The organism is Streptomyces sp. NPDC018026, from assembly GCF_044327745.1.
GTDB classification, from domain to species: Bacteria; Actinomycetota; Actinomycetes; order Streptomycetales; family Streptomycetaceae; genus Streptomyces; species Streptomyces rubrogriseus.
Genome location: NZ_JBIRFY010000008.1, coordinates 357943 through 372087, shown reverse-complemented (window position 1 = coordinate 372087; position 14145 = coordinate 357943). Strand labels below are relative to the sequence as shown.

The following is a 14145-nucleotide window of genomic DNA, read 5'->3' as shown; positions in this document are numbered from 1 at the left end:
GTCCTCGTAGCACAATCGAGAATTCGCACGGAATATCTCGTAGTATCGCTTACATGTTGAACCTGGAGCGCCTGCGGACCCTCGACGCCCTCGCCCGGCACGGATCGGTCAGCGGTGCCGCGGCCGGCCTGCACATCACCACCTCGGCGGTCTCCCAGCAGATGGCCAAGCTGGAGCGCGAGGCCGGGCAGCGGCTCCTCGCCAAGAACGGGCGGGGTGTACGCCTCACGGACGCCGGCCGGCTGCTCGCCGAGCACGCCGCCCGCATCCTCTCGCAGGTCGAGCTGGCGCAGGCCGACCTGGAGGCGCAGCGCGGCCAGGTGGCGGGCGAGCTGCGGCTGTCCGCGTTCCCCACGGCCGCCCGCGGCCTCTTCCCCGCCGCGCTGGCCGCCCTGCGCGGCGAGCACCCCGCACTGCGCATCCGCTCCTCGGAGCTGGAGCCGGAGCGCGGCATCAACGGCGTGGTGCGCGGCGACCTGGACCTGGCCGTCGTGCTCGACTGGTACAACAAGCCGATGCCGCTGCCCGACGGACTCGTCAAGGCGCCGCTCCTGGACGACCCCGCCGATGTCGCCCTGCCCGTCGGCCACCGGCTGGCCGGCCGGGACGAGGTGGACCTCGCGGAGTTCGCCGAGGACGAGTGGATCACGTGGGGCGAGGGTGAGTTCTGCCACGAGTGGCTGATGTTCACGCTGCGCTCCAAGGGCATCGAGCCGATCGTCGGCCATCGTGCCGCCGAGACCCACACCCAGCTCGGGCTGGTCGCCGCCGGGCTCGGCGTGTGCATCGCGCCCCTGCTCGGCCGCCATCCGATGCCCGCCGCCGTCGTCACCGTGCCGCTGAAGCAGCGGGTGCGCAGGCATGTGTACGTCGTCTGGCGCGCAGACGCCGACCGCCGCCCGTCGATCCGGGCGGCGGTGGACGCGCTGCGGGCGACGGCGCGGGAGGTGGGCGAGGCGGGGTGAACCCGGGCGGGCGCCACTCTGGCGCGCGCCGGGCTACACGGACGCCAGCTTGCGGAAGTCCCAGGAGACGACCTTCTCCGGCGTCAGCCGCAGCCAGGCGTGCCGGCCGTCGTGGGGCATCTCCTGGAGGCCGAAGTTCTTGCGGGCGAACAGCGTCTCCGGGAAGTCGAGTTCGGCGCACAGCTCACCGGTGCGCGGCGCCTCGCCCACGAACGCGACCCGGCCGGACAGCTCCACGCCCCGCAACTCCTCGTACTCCTCACCGGTGTCGACGACGACCGCCACCCTCGGATCGCGCCGCAGGTCCGTCCAGCGCCGGCTGCGCACGACCGAGTACAGCCACATCGAGGCGCCGTCCCAGACGAACCAGAGCGTACTCACGTGCGGGGCGCCGTCCGCCGAGACGGTGGCGACCCGGCAGGTGCGCTGGGTGGTGAGGAACGCCTCCAGCTCGCCGGGCGTCATCATGATCCGGCGCCCCCGGCGCTGCGTCACGGTCATCCGGCCAGCCGGATGGAGTCCCCGCTGACCGTGATCTGCACGGCGGGCAGCGGCTTGGGCGCGGGACCGCCCTGCACGCTGCCGTCGGTGATCGAGAAGCTGCTGTTGTGGCAGGGGCAGTTGATGAGCCCGTCGGCCACGCTCTTCACGGCGCAGCCCTGGTGGGTGCAGGTGGCGGAGAACGCCTTGAAGTCGCCCGCCGCGGGCTGGGTCACCACAACCTTCTGGTCGGGGAAGACCTTTCCGCCGCCCTCGGGGATGTCGGCCGTCGCCGCCAGGGCGGCCCCGGCCCCCGCGTTCTCGCCGCCGCCCGAACCGCCGCCGCCGGACGCGTCGTCGTCCGAGCCTGAGCAGGCGGCCAGCACGGCGGTGAGCCCCGCCGCCCCGGCCGCCGCCACGACGGTACGACGGGCCGGTCCCGCTGCGGGATGAAACGATGCGCTGGTCATGCTGGGTCCCTTCCGGGGTGGATGCGTGATGATCTGCCGAGAGGTACGGCCCCGCGGCGCTCGTTGTTCAAGGCCGGCGGCCGTCCCTCGCCGACCGGCCGCCGGGCAACTCCGCGTGGAACTCCCCGAGTCGTACCGGGCGCCGCAATTACTTGCGTGTCCGTGCCCGTGACACCCGGATAGGCGTGCGGCGGGCCGGTGCCTAGGTTCCCTTTCGCGAGACACCGTCGCACCGGTCCGCGCCCCGGGAGGCGTGAACGACGCGAAAGGTGGCTTGCCGTGCTTTGTCATGCCCGCGACATCTCGCACACGACACCTCACGGAGATGCCCATGAAACCCAGGAAGTTCGACGTCCGTGCCATACGGGGGCTGCTCGCCGCCGGTGCCACGTCCGCCCTGCTCGTAGGCGCCGCGGCGGCCAACGGAGCGGCGGCCCCCGTACCGTCCGACGACCGGGGCCGCATCGTCGGGGCCGACCGCGCCGGAGCCGTCGAGGGGTCCTACCTCGTCACCCTCAAGGACGACGTCGCCAGAGCCGACATACCCGCCTCGGTCAAGACGCTGGCCAAACGCCACGGAGGCAGCCTGCGTTACACCTACACCACCGCCCTGCGCGGCTTCGCGGTGAAGATGACGGAGCAGCGGGCCGAGGAACTCGCCGCCGACCCGTCGGTGGCCCGCGTCGAGGCCGACGCCGTGGCCTACGCGGTCGGCACCCAGCCCAACCCGCCCTCCTGGGGCCTGGACCGCATCGACCAGCGCGACCTGCCGGTCGACCGCTCCTACACCTACCCCGGCGGCGCCCCGGACGTCACCGCGTACGTCGTCGACACCGGAGTCCGTCTCAGCCACAACGACTTCGGCGGCCGCGCGGTCAGCGGCTACGACTTCATCGACGACGACACCAACGCCTCCGACTGCCAGGGCCACGGCACCCATGTGGCCGGCACCGTCGGCGGCGCCTCGCACGGCGTCGCGAAGGACGTCCGGCTGGTCAGCGTCCGGGTGCTCAACTGCCAGGGCACCTCGGGCAACACCTGGGCACCGGTCCTCGCGGGCATCGACTGGGTCACCAGGAACGCCGACGGCCCCTCGGTGGCCAACATGAGCATCGGCGGCGGCCGGACCCAGTCCGTCAACGACGCCGTCAACACCTCCATCGCCTCCGGCGTCACCTGGGTGGTCGCGGCCGGCAACAACAACGCCGACGCCTGCTCGTACTCACCCTCCTCCACCCCCGCCGCCGTCACCGTCGGCGCCACCGACAGCCGCGACGCCCGGGCCGACGGCTGGTCGAACGGACAGGGCTCCAACTACGGCGGCTGCCTGGACATCTTCGCCCCCGGCGACGACATCGTCTCCGCCTCCAACGCGGGCGACTCCGCCTCCCGCACCGACAGCGGCACCTCGATGGCCTCCCCGCACGTCGCCGGTGCGGCCGCCCTGCTGCTGTCCGCCCACCCGGACTGGTCCCCCGCCCAGGTCCGCGACCGACTCGTCGCCGACGCCACGTCCGGCAAGGTCACCGACCCCCGCAGCGGGTCCCCCAACCGCCTGCTGTTCACCGGCACCGGTGACGACACCCAGCCGCCCTCCGACGGGGAGCGGTTCGAGAACACCGACGACTACCCGATCCGGGACGGCGGCACCGTCGAGTCCCCCCTCACGGTCACCGGCGTCAGCGGCAACGCGCCCGCCGACCTCTCCGTCACCGTGGACATCCGCCACACCTACCGCGGCGACCTCAGGGTCGAGCTGGTCGCCCCCGACGGCGAGGTCTTCCTGCTGAAGGACTACGCGGCCTACGACGGCACCGACGACGTCCTGGGCACGTTCGCGGTCGACGCCTCCGGCAAGCCCGCGAACGGCACCTGGAAGCTCCGGGTGAGCGACAACTGGGTCAACGACACCGGCCACATCGACGCCTGGTCGCTCCAGTTCTGAGCCGCCGGCCCTCGCAGATGTGCTGACCACCGGCCACCGGCGGGTCACAGCCAGCCCGCGCGCTGGGCCTGCAGGGCCAACTGGAAGCGGTTCGCGGCGCCGAGGCGGGCCATGAGGATCTGGAGGCGCCGGAACAGCGTGCGCCGGCTGATGCCCAGCTCGCGGGCGGCGACCTCGTCGGTCGCACCGCCGGCCAGAAGCCGCAGCAGACGGCGGTCGGCCGGCGGGAGCCCGGCGGGGCGGGCAGCGGGACCGTGCAGCGGGACGGCGTCGCGCCAGGTCTGCTCGAACAGCGCCGCCAGCGCGGAGAGCAGACCGCAGGGCTGCACCACCAGCATGGTGTTGTGCACGTCCGCGTCCTTGATCGACAACGACACCAGCGCGAACGCCTCGTCGATGATCAGCAGCTTGACCGGCACCGACGGCAGCACCCTGGCCTGCTCACCCGCCTCGATGCACGGTTCGATGACGTTCTCGAGCTGTCCGGGCCGCTCCAGCGCCTCGCGCGCGTAGACGACGCGCTGGGTCACCCCGCGGGCCAGCGTCGCGAGCGCGTCGTCCGTCGCGCCCGCCAGGTGGACGTAGGGCGGGGACTCGAACTGCCGGATCTGCTCCCGGGCGCTGGCCCACGCGTGGCGCATCCGCGGACCGACGTCCTCCCCGGTGACGACCTCGACGAGGCCGTCGTTGTAGGCGGCGAGGCGCCGACGACGGAACGACTCGAACGCACCCCCGACGGCGATGCGCGACTCCTCCAGCTCGGCCGCCCGGTGCCGCGCGAGCACCTCCAGGCCCGCCGCCGGCGGCACCGGCGCCACGACGTCCGCGTCCCCGGCCGCCGCACTGGCCAGACCGGTGTCCGCCAGCGTGGCGTACGCCGCGGTGAGCCGGTCGCCGCGCAGGCCGGTCGCCGCGCCGATCGCCTCCAGCGGGGCGGGGGACAGCTCCAGCAGGGCCAGGTAGACCCGGCAGGCCGTGGGGTCGAGCCCCAGTACGCGGAGGGACTCGCCGAGCTTCTCGTTCGCCATGAGGCGATTATCTGCCCGACCGGTCCCGTGGTGGCCGATCAGTGCCAGTGGCACTCCTGAGCCCCGCGGCCCACCGGGGCGCGGTACCGTCCGGCGGAAGTCCAGCGAAAGAAGGTGCACGAGGTGTCGAACCGGCGGAAGAACAGCCTGTACCCCACGCTCTCGGCGGAGCTGTCCGCACTGATGCGCACGGGCTGGGCGGACACGGAGCGGCACGACCTCGCGCCCGCCGAGCAGGCCCCGTACGCGGCCCGCCGCCGTGCCGCGCTCTCCGCACGGTTCCCCGGCGAACGGCTGGTGGTCCCCTCGGGCAACCTCAAGGTCCGCTCCAACGACGACACCTACCCCTTCCGGCCGTACTCCGGCTACGTGCACATGACCGGAGACCAGGCCCGGGACGGAGCCCTGGTGCTCGAACCCCGCGCGGACGGCGGCCACGACGCCTACTGCTACCAACTGCCCCGGGACAGCCGCGACGACGACGAGTTCTGGACCGGCGCCCACGCCGAACTGTGGACCGGACGGCGCCGCTCGCTGGCCGAGTCGGAGCGGGTGCTCGGCCTGCCGTGCCGCGACGTGCGCACGGCGGCCGCCGACCTGGCCGCCGCCGGCGAGGTGCGGACCCGGATCGTGCGCGGGGTCGACCCCGCCCTGGAGGCGGCCGTCACCAGCGACGAGGAGCGCGACGCCGAGCTGGAGGACGCGCTGAGCGACCTGCGCCTGGTCAAGGACGCCTGGGAACTCGGGGAGCTGCGCAAGGCGGTGGACTCCACGGTGCGCGGCTTCACCGACGTCGTGGGCGAGTTGTCCCGGGCCGTCGCCTCGTCGGAGCGGTGGCTGGAGGGCACCTTCTTCCGCCGGGCCCGGCTGGAGGGCAACGCGGTGGGTTACGGCACCATCTGCGCCGCCGGCGAGCACGCCACGATCATGCACTGGACGGACAACGACGGCCCGGTCCGCCCGGGAGACCTGCTGCTCCTGGACGCCGGTGTGGAGACGCGCTCCCTCTACACCGCCGACGTCACCCGCACCCTGCCGATCAGCGGTACCTTCACGCCGCTCCAGCGCGAGGTGTACGACGCGGTGTACGAGGCGCAGGAGGCCGGGATCGCCACGGTCAAGCCGGGCGCCGCGTACCGCGACTTCCACGAGGCCGCCCAGCGCCACCTGGCGGCGCGGCTGGTGGAGTGGGGCTTCATCGAGGGCCCCGCCGAGCGGGCGTACGAGCTGGGTCTGCAGCGCCGTTTCACCATGGCCGGCACCGGGCACATGCTGGGCCTGGACGTCCACGACTGCGCGCGGGCCCGCACGGAGGAGTACGTCGAGGGCGTGCTGGAGCCGGGCATGTGCCTGACCGTCGAACCGGGCCTGTACTTCCAGGCGGACGACCTGACCGTGCCCGAGGAGTGGCGCGGCATCGGCGTCCGGATCGAGGACGACCTCGTCGTCACCGAGCACGGCCACGAGAATCTGTCCGCGGGCCTGCCCCGCAGCGCCGACGAGGTCGAGGCCTGGATGGCCCGCTTCGCGGGCTGAGCGACCTCAAGGAGGACCGGCGTTCTTCTCCGCGCGCAGGAGGTCGCGGCGGGAGAGGGCGCCGGTCTTCCGTATGGCACGGGCGACGTGCTGCTCCACCGTCCGCGGCGAGAGGTGCAGCACCACCGCGATCTCACGGTTCATCAGTCCACGGGCCGCCAGCTCCGCCACCTCCCGCTCCCTGGGGGAGAGCCGGTCGTCGAACGCGGGACGGCCCGGGCGGCGGGCCTGCGGGGGCTGGTGGGAGCGCAGCAGGGTGCGGGCCCGGGCGGCGTCGTAGACCGCGCCGAGTTCCGTGTACTCCTCGACACAGCGCCGCAACGACGCGACGGCCTGGGCCCGCCCGCCGTCCGCACCGGAGACGCCGGAGACGCCGGAGACACCGGCGGCACCGGCCGAACGGTCCCCGGCCGCCCCGCCGGCCGCACCGGAGGCTTCCGGGCCCCCGGTGAGTGAGCAGCGTGCCGCCCCCTCCGTCGTCAGGGCCCAGGCGTAGGGACGGGGCAGCTCCCGGTAGGCCGCCGCGGCCTTCCGGTACGACCCGGCCGCCTCCCGGTGGCGGCCCTCGCACTCCTCCAGCGCCGCCCGGCTCCATACGACGGCGGCCCGGGCGGACGGCGCGTCCTGCCCCTCCAGTCCCTGGACGAACTCCGCGGCCATCCGGCGGGCGGCCGCCATGTCCCCCGCCCGGGCCACCGCCTCCACCGCCCAGGGGGCCAGCTCCGCGGCCCACGCCCAGATGCCCTTGTCCGACACGGCCGTCCAGGCCGCCCCGGCCTGGTCCGCCGCGGCCGACGGGGCGCCGCGGACCAGGGCGAGCCGGATCAGCGCCCCCGCCGTGGCCGCGGCCAGCGGCATCCGGGTGCACTCCGGCGCGGGCGCCCCGAGGGCGGTCAGCCAGTGCACGGCCTCGGTCCAGTCCCCCTGGGCGAAGGCCAGCAGGCCCCGCACCAGGTGGGCGTCCGCCGCCACCACGGGCATGTCGGCGGTGTCGGCGACGAACCGCTCGCACCGCTCGCCCAGCCCCGCCCACCGGGAGGACCGGGTTGGCCAAGGCAGGCTCCTGGTGCGAAGAGCGGCGGGCAGGGGGCGCGCGCCGAGGCGCGGCCGGCCGATGACGGCAACCTAGGGACCGCGGCCACCGCGCGTACATACGGGCCCGGGCGCTACGGATACGCAAGAAAAGCCTTCCGCGGGGCGTGGGCCCGGGCCCCTCTCGCCGACGGTCACCCGCGGTCACTATGCTCAGTCCAGGTCCGGGGGAAGCCTCCCCGCGGGGACGGGCAGGGCGGAAGAGACGGGTGGCCGGCGCAAGTGTTGAGAGAGGTCCTCGCGACCCGCTACATCACGCCGTTGCGTGAGGGCGGCTCGCTGCCGGGACTCGTCGAGGCCGACGACCTCGGCACGTACGTCCTGAAGTTCACCGGCGCGGGGCAGGGCCGCAAGACGCTCGTCGCCGAGGTGGTCTGCGGCGAACTCGCCCGCCGGCTGGGCTTCCGGGTGCCCCGGCTGGTGACCGTCGACGTCGATCCGGTGCTCGGGCTCGGCGAGCCCGACCAGCAGGTGCAGGAACTGCTCAAGTCCAGCGGCGGCACCAACCTGGGCATGGGCTTCCTCTCCGGCGCGCTCGGCTTCGACCCGCTCGCCTTCGAGGTGAGCGCGGCGGAGGCCGGACGGATCGTCTGGTTCGACGCGCTGGTCAACAACGTCGACCGCTCCTGGCGCAACCCCAACCTGCTGCGCCTGCGCGGCGAGACGTGGCTCATCGACCACGGCGCCACCATGATCTGGCACCACAACTGGCCCGGCGCCGAGGCATCCGCCGCCCGCCCCTACGACGCCACCGACCACGCCCTCGCGCGCTTCGCGCCGGACGTCCGCTCGGCCGCCGCCGCGCTCGCACCGCTGGTCACCGAGGAACTCCTGGCCGAGGTCACCGCCGAGATCCCGGACGTCTGGCTGCGGGACGAACCCGGCTTCGCCGCACCCGACGACCTGCGCCGCGCCTACGCCGGGCCGCTGCTCGCCCGGGCCGCCACGATCCACGAACGCGTCAAGGGGGTGCGGTGAGCGACCGCCACGTCTTCGAGTACGCGCTGCTGCGCGTGGTGCCGCGCGTCGAGCGCGGGGAGTGCGTCAACGCCGGCGTACTCGTCTACTGCCGTGCCAAGTCCTACGTCGGTGCCCGCACCCACCTCGACGAGGACCGGCTGCTGGCCCTGGACCCGCGGGTGGACCTGCCCGGGGTGCGCGCGGCGCTGCGTGCCGTGCAGGGCGTGTGCGCCGGAGGGGACGCGGCGGGCCAGGCGGCCGAGGACGACCCCGGCCGCCGGTTCCGCTGGCTGATCGCGCCCCGTTCGACCGTGGTCCAGCCGGGCCCCGTCCACACCGGCCTCACGGCCGACCCGGCGGCCGAGACGGAACGGCTTCTCGAACTGCTGGTGCGGTAGGGGCGGGGCCCGCCCGGACGATCGGCACGCGCTGCCGGACCGTGCTTCAGACGCGTCGGCGGCGCCTGATCACGTAGCCCGTCGCGAGCGCGGCGCCGGTGACGAAGCTCAGGCCGATGCCGATGTCCCAGTCGCTGGGACCGGTGCCCGAGGCGCCGCCGAGGCCGCCCTGTGTGCCGAGCGTCGGCGTCACGGCGGGGGAGGCCACGGGCGCCGGTGTGGTGACGACCGGGGCCGGGGCCGGGGCCGTGGTGGCCGGACGCGGCATGGAGGTGGCGGAGATCGTCGGGAGCTGGTCCCGGTCCGGACGGGCCGCGCCGCCCACGCCGTCGTCCGCCTCCCGGATCTCACGGATCCCGCCCAGCTCGAAGGGATCCTGGCCCGCGGAGTGCGACTGACCGAGGTGGTCCTGGTCGATCCGGCCCTCGTCGAGGCGGCCCTCGTCGGGCCGGTTCTGGCCCGGTCCGCCTCCGTCGGGGCCGTTCTCGTCGGGTCGGACCTGACCCGGTCCGCCTCCGTCGGGCAGATCTCCGTCGAGGCGCCCGTCGTCGGCTCCGCCCGGGTCTGGCCGGCCGTTGTCGGTCCGGCCGTCGTCGGTCCGGCCCTCGTCCAGTGGGACCTCGGCGGACGGGTCTTCGTACCCTGCGTCGGGGCACGACGGGTCCGGGCTGCCCGGATCCGCCTCCAGCCCGATCGGTACCGCTTCCTGGTAGGTGAAGCTCCGGCAGTCCGGCTCCAGACTCGCGGTGAGGTCCTGGGCGGGTGCGGGGTCGGCCAGCGGCACGATCGCGGCGATCGCGACTGCTATGCCTGCTGCACCGGTTCGACGGCGCATGGACGCCTCCTTTCCGGCCACGGTTGGCTCGCGCTTCGACGCTAGGGGCCGGGCGGCCGGGCGGCCCGCAGCGCTGGGCCGATCGGGCGACCGAGGGGGACCGGCGCAGGGCGGGGACCAGGTAATGGATCACACCGGCCCGGTGTCCCGTTGACACCGGGTGCCAGGGCTTCTAGCGTCACGTCTGCGGAAGGTACTAAGCGGTCGCTCACCGCAGGGCGCACGCTCCGCACGGGCCGCATCCCCAGGACGAGGAGAAGCAGCGAATGTCCACCACTGAGCAGCGGGTCGCCGTAGTCACCGGAGCCGCGCGCGGCATCGGCGCCGCCACCGCCGTACGACTGGCCGCCGAGGGCCGCGCGGTCGCCGTCATCGACCTCGACGAGGCCGCCTGCAAGGACACCGTGGAGAAGATCACCGCGGCCGGCGGCAAGGCGATCGCGGTCGGCTGCGACGTCTCCGACGAGGCACAGGTCGAGGCGGCCGTCGCGCGCATCGCCGAGGAACTGGGCGCGCCGACGATCCTCGTCAACAACGCGGGCGTGCTGCGCGACAACCTGCTGTTCAAGATGAGCGTCTCGGACTGGGACACCGTCATGAACGTGCACCTGCGCGGCGCCTTCCTGATGACGAAGGCCTGCCAGAAGCACATGGTGGACGCCAAGTTCGGCCGTGTGGTCAACCTGTCCTCCTCCTCCGCCCTCGGCAACCGCGGCCAGGTCAACTACTCCGCCGCCAAGGCCGGTCTCCAGGGCTTCACCAAGACCCTCGCCAAGGAGCTGGGCAAGTTCGGCGTCACCGCCAACGCCGTCGCCCCCGGCTTCATCGCCACCGAGATGACGAAGGCCACCGCCGACCGCGTCGGCATGGGCTTCGACGACTTCAAGGCCGCCGCCGCCACCCAGATCCCGGTCGCGCGGGTGGGCGAGCCCGACGACATCGCCAACGCCATCGCCTTCTTCACCGGCGAGGCCGCCGGCTTCGTCTCCGGCCAGGTCCTGTACGTGGCCGGCGGACCGCTCGACTAGGCAACGCGGAACACGGAGACCAGGAACACGGAGACCAGGAACGGTTGGGAACACTGACATGACTGAACTGCCCGAGCCCTCCGGCAAGGTCGCGCTTGTCACCGGCGCGAGCCGCGGCATCGGCTACGGCGTCGCCGAGGCGCTCGTCGCGCGCGGCGACCGGGTCTGCATCACCGGCCGCAACGAGGACGCGCTGAAGGAGGCCGTCGACAGGCTCGGCTCCGACCGGGTCATCGGCGTCGCCGGCAAGGCGCACGACGAGGCCCACCAGGCCGTCGCCGTCGAGCGCGTGATGGAGGCCTTCGGCCGCGTCGACTTCCTGGTCAACAACGCCGGTACCAACCCGGTGTTCGGCCCGATCGCCGACCTCGACCTGAACGTGGCGCGCAAGGTCTTCGAGACCAACGTGATCTCGGCGCTCGGCTTCGCCCAGCGCACCTGGCACGCCTGGCAGAAGGACAACGGCGGCGCGATCGTCAACATCGCCTCCGTGGCGGGTCTTTCGCCCTCTCCCTTCATCGCCGCGTACGGCGTCAGCAAGGCCGCCCTGATCAACCTCACCGCGCAGCTGGCGCACGAGTTCGCGCCCAAGGTGCGGGTCAACGCGATCGCCCCGGCGGTGGTGAAGACCAAGTTCGCCGCCGCCCTGTACGAGGGGCGCGAGGAGGAGGCCGCCTCGGGCTACCCGCTGGGCCGGCTCGGCGTGCCCTCCGACATCGGGGGCGCCGCCGAGTTCCTCACCTCGGAGCAGTCCGCCTGGGTCACGGGTCAGACGCTCGTCGTCGACGGCGGCATCTTCCTGAACGCCGGCGTGGCCTGATCTCGCCCACCAGGACCCCGCAAGATCGCCCCGGACACGGGCGCCGTTGACGAGAACGGCGCCCGTGTCCGCGTATCGGAACCCGGTGCACGATGACAACGTAGTCATCGCCAAATGATCAAAACCCCTGTTCAGAAGGGGGTTCAGGGGGCGGGGCGCTGCGGTATGGTCTGCCGACCTTGGTACGGCGGATCGAGGAGCGTGCGCGTGTTCAACCGGAAGCGGGGCCTGCGGCGGGTCGCGGCCATCGTGTCCATATCGTCACTGGTCACCGGATGCGGCATCCTGTCCTCCGACGATCCGGAGGACGAGGAGCCGATTGTCGTGGGGACGACCAGCGCCCCCAGCACCCTCGATCCGGCCGCTTCCTGGGACGGCTCGTGGGAGCTGTTCCGGAACATCTACCAGACGCTGCTCAGTTACCCCAGCGGTGCCACCGCGCCGCAGCCCGACGCCGCCGAGCAGTGCGCGTTCACCGACACCACGAACCGGGTGTACCGCTGCGAGCTGCGCGAGGGCCTGACCTTCTCCAACGGCGACGCTCTGGATGCCCAGGCCGTCAAGTACTCGATCGACCGGATCAAGGACATCGACGTCAACGGTGGACCGGCCGGCCTGCTCGGCAGCCTCGAACGGGTCCAGGCGCCCAGCGAACGCGAGGTCGTCTTCCACCTCAACAAGTCCGACGCCACCTTCCCGTTCGTGCTCGCCACGCCCGCCATGTCGATCGTCGCACCCGGCGACTACCCCGCGGACGCCGTGCGGGAAGGCAGCGGCGTCGTGGGCTCGGGCCCGTACACGCTCAAGTCGTACGAGGACGGCGAGCGGGCCGAACTCGTGCGCAACGACCGCTACAAGGGCTTCGCCGAACGGCAGAACAAGGCCGTGACCATCCGCTACTTCAAGGACTCCGCCGGCATGGTGAAGGCGCTGCGCGACGGAGACATCCAGGTGACCTACCGAGGCCTCGCGGCCGACGACGTCATCACGCTCCAGGGCAAGGAGGGCAAGGAGGAGGGCCTCCAGCTGGTCGAGGGCACCGGTACGGAGATCAGCTACCTCGTCTTCAACCCCGAAGACCCGTGGGCGGGGCGCAAGGAGGTGCGCCAGGCCGTCGCGCAGGTGATCGACCGGACGGTGATCGCCCACAAGATCTACCAGGACACCGTGGATCCGCTGTACTCGATGGTCCCCAAGGGCCTCACCGGCCACACCACGGGCTTCTTCGACGACTACGGCGACCCCAGCGTCCCCAAGGCCCGCGAGATCCTCCGGGACGCCGACATCACCGAGCCGGTCCCGCTCACCCTCTGGTACACCACCGACCGCTACGGCTCCGAGACGGCCAAGGAGTTCGAGGAGATCAAGCGGCAGCTCGACGCCTCCAAGCTGTTCGACGTCACCCTCAAGAGCCGTCCCTGGAAGACGTACGTCGGCGGATACCAGAAGGGCGAGTACCCGGTGTTCGGACGCGGCTGGTCCCCGGACTTCCCGGACGCGGAGAACTTCATCGCGCCCTTCGTCGGGGAGCAGAACGCGCTCGGCACGCCGTACCTCACCCCGAAGATCACCGGCGACCTGCTGCCGCGCTCCCGCCGGGAGAGCGACCGCGCCAACGTGGAGCGGGAGTTCGAGCAGGCGCAGCAGATCATGGTGGACGACGCGCGGCTGCTGCCGCTGTGGCAGGGCAAGCAGTACGTGGCCGCCAGTACGGACATCTCGGGCGCGGAGCAGGCCCTGGACCCGTCGACGATCATGATGATGTGGCAGCTCCAGCGGAAGACGAGCTGGTAGCCGCGCCCGTTGTCAGTGGTCGGCGGTAGGTTCTTGGGCAGTGGAAGCCACCGCACAGCGTAAGGAAGTTGACGTGACCGACATCGCCATGCTGCCCGAGTCCTGGCGCGAGGTGCTGGGCGGCGAGCTGCAGCAGCCCTACTTCAAGGAGCTGATGGAGTTCGTCGAGGAGGAGCGGGCGAACGGCCCCGTCTACCCGCCGCGCGAGGAGGTCTTCGCGGCGCTGGACGCCACGCCGTTCGACCGGGTGAAGGTGCTGGTCCTCGGCCAGGACCCGTACCACGGGGAGGGCCAGGGGCACGGGCTGTGCTTCTCGGTCCGGCCGGGGGTGAAGGTCCCGCCGTCCCTGCGCAACATCTACAAGGAGATGCACGCGGAGCTGGACACCCCGATCCCGGACAACGGCTATCTGATGCCGTGGGCGAAGCAGGGCGTCCTGCTGCTCAACGCGGTGCTCACGGTCCGGGCCGGCGAGGCGAACTCGCACAAGTCCCGGGGGTGGGAGCTGTTCACCGACGCGGTGATCCGCGCGGTGGCCGCCCGGACCGACCCGGCGGTGTTCGTGCTGTGGGGCAACTACGCGCAGAAGAAGCTGCCGCTGATCGACGAGGCGCGGCACGTCGTGGTCAAGGGGGCGCACCCCTCGCCGCTGTCTGCGAAGAAGTTCTTCGGATCCCGCCCCTTCACGCAGATCAACGAGGCGGTCGCCGGACAGGGCCACGAGCCGATCGACTGGGTCATTCCGAACCTGGGCTGAGCCGGGCCCGACGCGCGGGCCGGTCCGTCACCGGCCG

General features: G+C 72.6%; 14 protein-coding genes. 9 read left to right on the top strand and 5 right to left on the bottom strand.

Annotation, left to right across the window (positions count from 1 at the left end):
• Positions 1-53 precede the first annotated feature (53 nt).
• Positions 54-965, top strand: coding sequence for a LysR family transcriptional regulator (locus ACH4D3_RS25875; protein WP_398326298.1), 912 nt, complete (start codon positions 54-56; stop codon positions 963-965).
• Positions 966-998: 33 nt separating this feature from the next.
• On the opposite strand, the gene ACH4D3_RS25870 is transcribed toward ACH4D3_RS25875, so the two are convergent.
• Together ACH4D3_RS25870 and ACH4D3_RS25865 are read right to left on the bottom strand one after the other, a co-directional pair.
• Positions 999-1466 (bottom strand): pyridoxamine 5'-phosphate oxidase family protein, encoded by a 468-nt coding sequence (locus ACH4D3_RS25870; RefSeq protein WP_398326295.1) that lies wholly within the window; start codon positions 1464-1466, stop codon positions 999-1001.
• On the bottom strand, positions 1463-1915 hold the full coding sequence (locus ACH4D3_RS25865) for a Rieske (2Fe-2S) protein (RefSeq protein ID WP_398326292.1): 453 nt from the start codon (positions 1913-1915) through the stop codon (positions 1463-1465). The genes ACH4D3_RS25870 and ACH4D3_RS25865 overlap by 4 nt, the downstream gene beginning before the upstream one ends.
• A 331-nt stretch (positions 1916-2246) precedes the next feature.
• Here ACH4D3_RS25865 and ACH4D3_RS25860 point away from each other — a divergent pair, with 331 nt between their 5' ends.
• Positions 2247-3860: a serine protease gene (locus tag ACH4D3_RS25860; RefSeq protein ID WP_398326289.1), complete on the top strand. Its 1614-nt coding sequence runs from the start codon at positions 2247-2249 to the stop codon at positions 3858-3860.
• A 44-nt stretch (positions 3861-3904) separates the two neighbouring features.
• Here ACH4D3_RS25860 and ACH4D3_RS25855 read toward each other — a convergent pair whose 3' ends face one another.
• Positions 3905-4888 carry a LuxR family transcriptional regulator gene (locus tag ACH4D3_RS25855; protein WP_398326286.1) on the bottom strand — a complete coding sequence of 328 codons (984 nt, stop codon included), beginning with the start codon at positions 4886-4888 and terminating at the stop codon, positions 3905-3907.
• A gap of 123 nt (positions 4889-5011) precedes the next feature.
• Between ACH4D3_RS25855 and ACH4D3_RS25850 the strand changes: the two genes are divergently transcribed.
• Complete coding sequence (locus ACH4D3_RS25850) at positions 5012-6424, top strand: aminopeptidase P family protein (RefSeq protein WP_398326283.1); 1413 nt, start codon at positions 5012-5014, stop codon at positions 6422-6424.
• A 6-nt stretch (positions 6425-6430) separates the two neighbouring features.
• Here ACH4D3_RS25850 and ACH4D3_RS25845 read toward each other — a convergent pair whose 3' ends face one another.
• Positions 6431-7405, bottom strand: a complete 975-nt coding sequence (locus ACH4D3_RS25845) for a helix-turn-helix transcriptional regulator (RefSeq protein ID WP_398326280.1) — start codon at positions 7403-7405, stop codon at positions 6431-6433.
• Positions 7406-7738: 333 nt separating this feature from the next.
• Between ACH4D3_RS25845 and ACH4D3_RS25840 the strand changes: the two genes are divergently transcribed.
• Both ACH4D3_RS25840 and ACH4D3_RS25835 read left to right on the top strand, forming a co-directional pair.
• Positions 7739-8494, top strand: coding sequence for a HipA family kinase (locus ACH4D3_RS25840; protein ID WP_398326277.1), 756 nt, complete (start codon positions 7739-7741; stop codon positions 8492-8494).
• On the top strand, positions 8491-8874 hold the full coding sequence (locus ACH4D3_RS25835; protein ID WP_398326274.1) for a DUF3037 domain-containing protein: 384 nt from the start codon (positions 8491-8493) through the stop codon (positions 8872-8874). The genes ACH4D3_RS25840 and ACH4D3_RS25835 overlap by 4 nt, the downstream gene beginning before the upstream one ends.
• Before the next feature lie 46 nt (positions 8875-8920).
• On the opposite strand, the gene ACH4D3_RS25830 is transcribed toward ACH4D3_RS25835, so the two are convergent.
• Entirely contained in the window at positions 8921-9709 is a 789-nt protein-coding gene (locus ACH4D3_RS25830; protein WP_398326271.1) for a hypothetical protein, read from the bottom strand.
• 266 nt (positions 9710-9975) lie between these two features.
• On the opposite strand from ACH4D3_RS25830, the gene fabG reads away from it, so the two are divergent.
• From fabG to ung, 4 genes are all read left to right on the top strand, one after another.
• Positions 9976-10737 carry a 3-oxoacyl-ACP reductase FabG gene (gene fabG, locus ACH4D3_RS25825; protein ID WP_003977481.1) on the top strand — a complete coding sequence of 254 codons (762 nt, stop codon included), beginning with the start codon at positions 9976-9978 and terminating at the stop codon, positions 10735-10737.
• A gap of 58 nt (positions 10738-10795) precedes the next feature.
• Positions 10796-11557: an SDR family oxidoreductase gene (locus ACH4D3_RS25820; RefSeq protein ID WP_356863055.1), complete on the top strand. Its 762-nt coding sequence runs from the start codon at positions 10796-10798 to the stop codon at positions 11555-11557.
• Between the two features lie 207 nt (positions 11558-11764).
• Positions 11765-13351 carry an ABC transporter substrate-binding protein gene (locus ACH4D3_RS25815; protein ID WP_398326267.1) on the top strand — a complete coding sequence of 529 codons (1587 nt, stop codon included), beginning with the start codon at positions 11765-11767 and terminating at the stop codon, positions 13349-13351.
• A gap of 73 nt (positions 13352-13424) precedes the next feature.
• Positions 13425-14108: a uracil-DNA glycosylase gene (gene ung / locus ACH4D3_RS25810; protein ID WP_398326264.1), complete on the top strand. Its 684-nt coding sequence runs from the start codon at positions 13425-13427 to the stop codon at positions 14106-14108.
• The last annotated feature ends 37 nt before the right edge of the window (positions 14109-14145 follow it).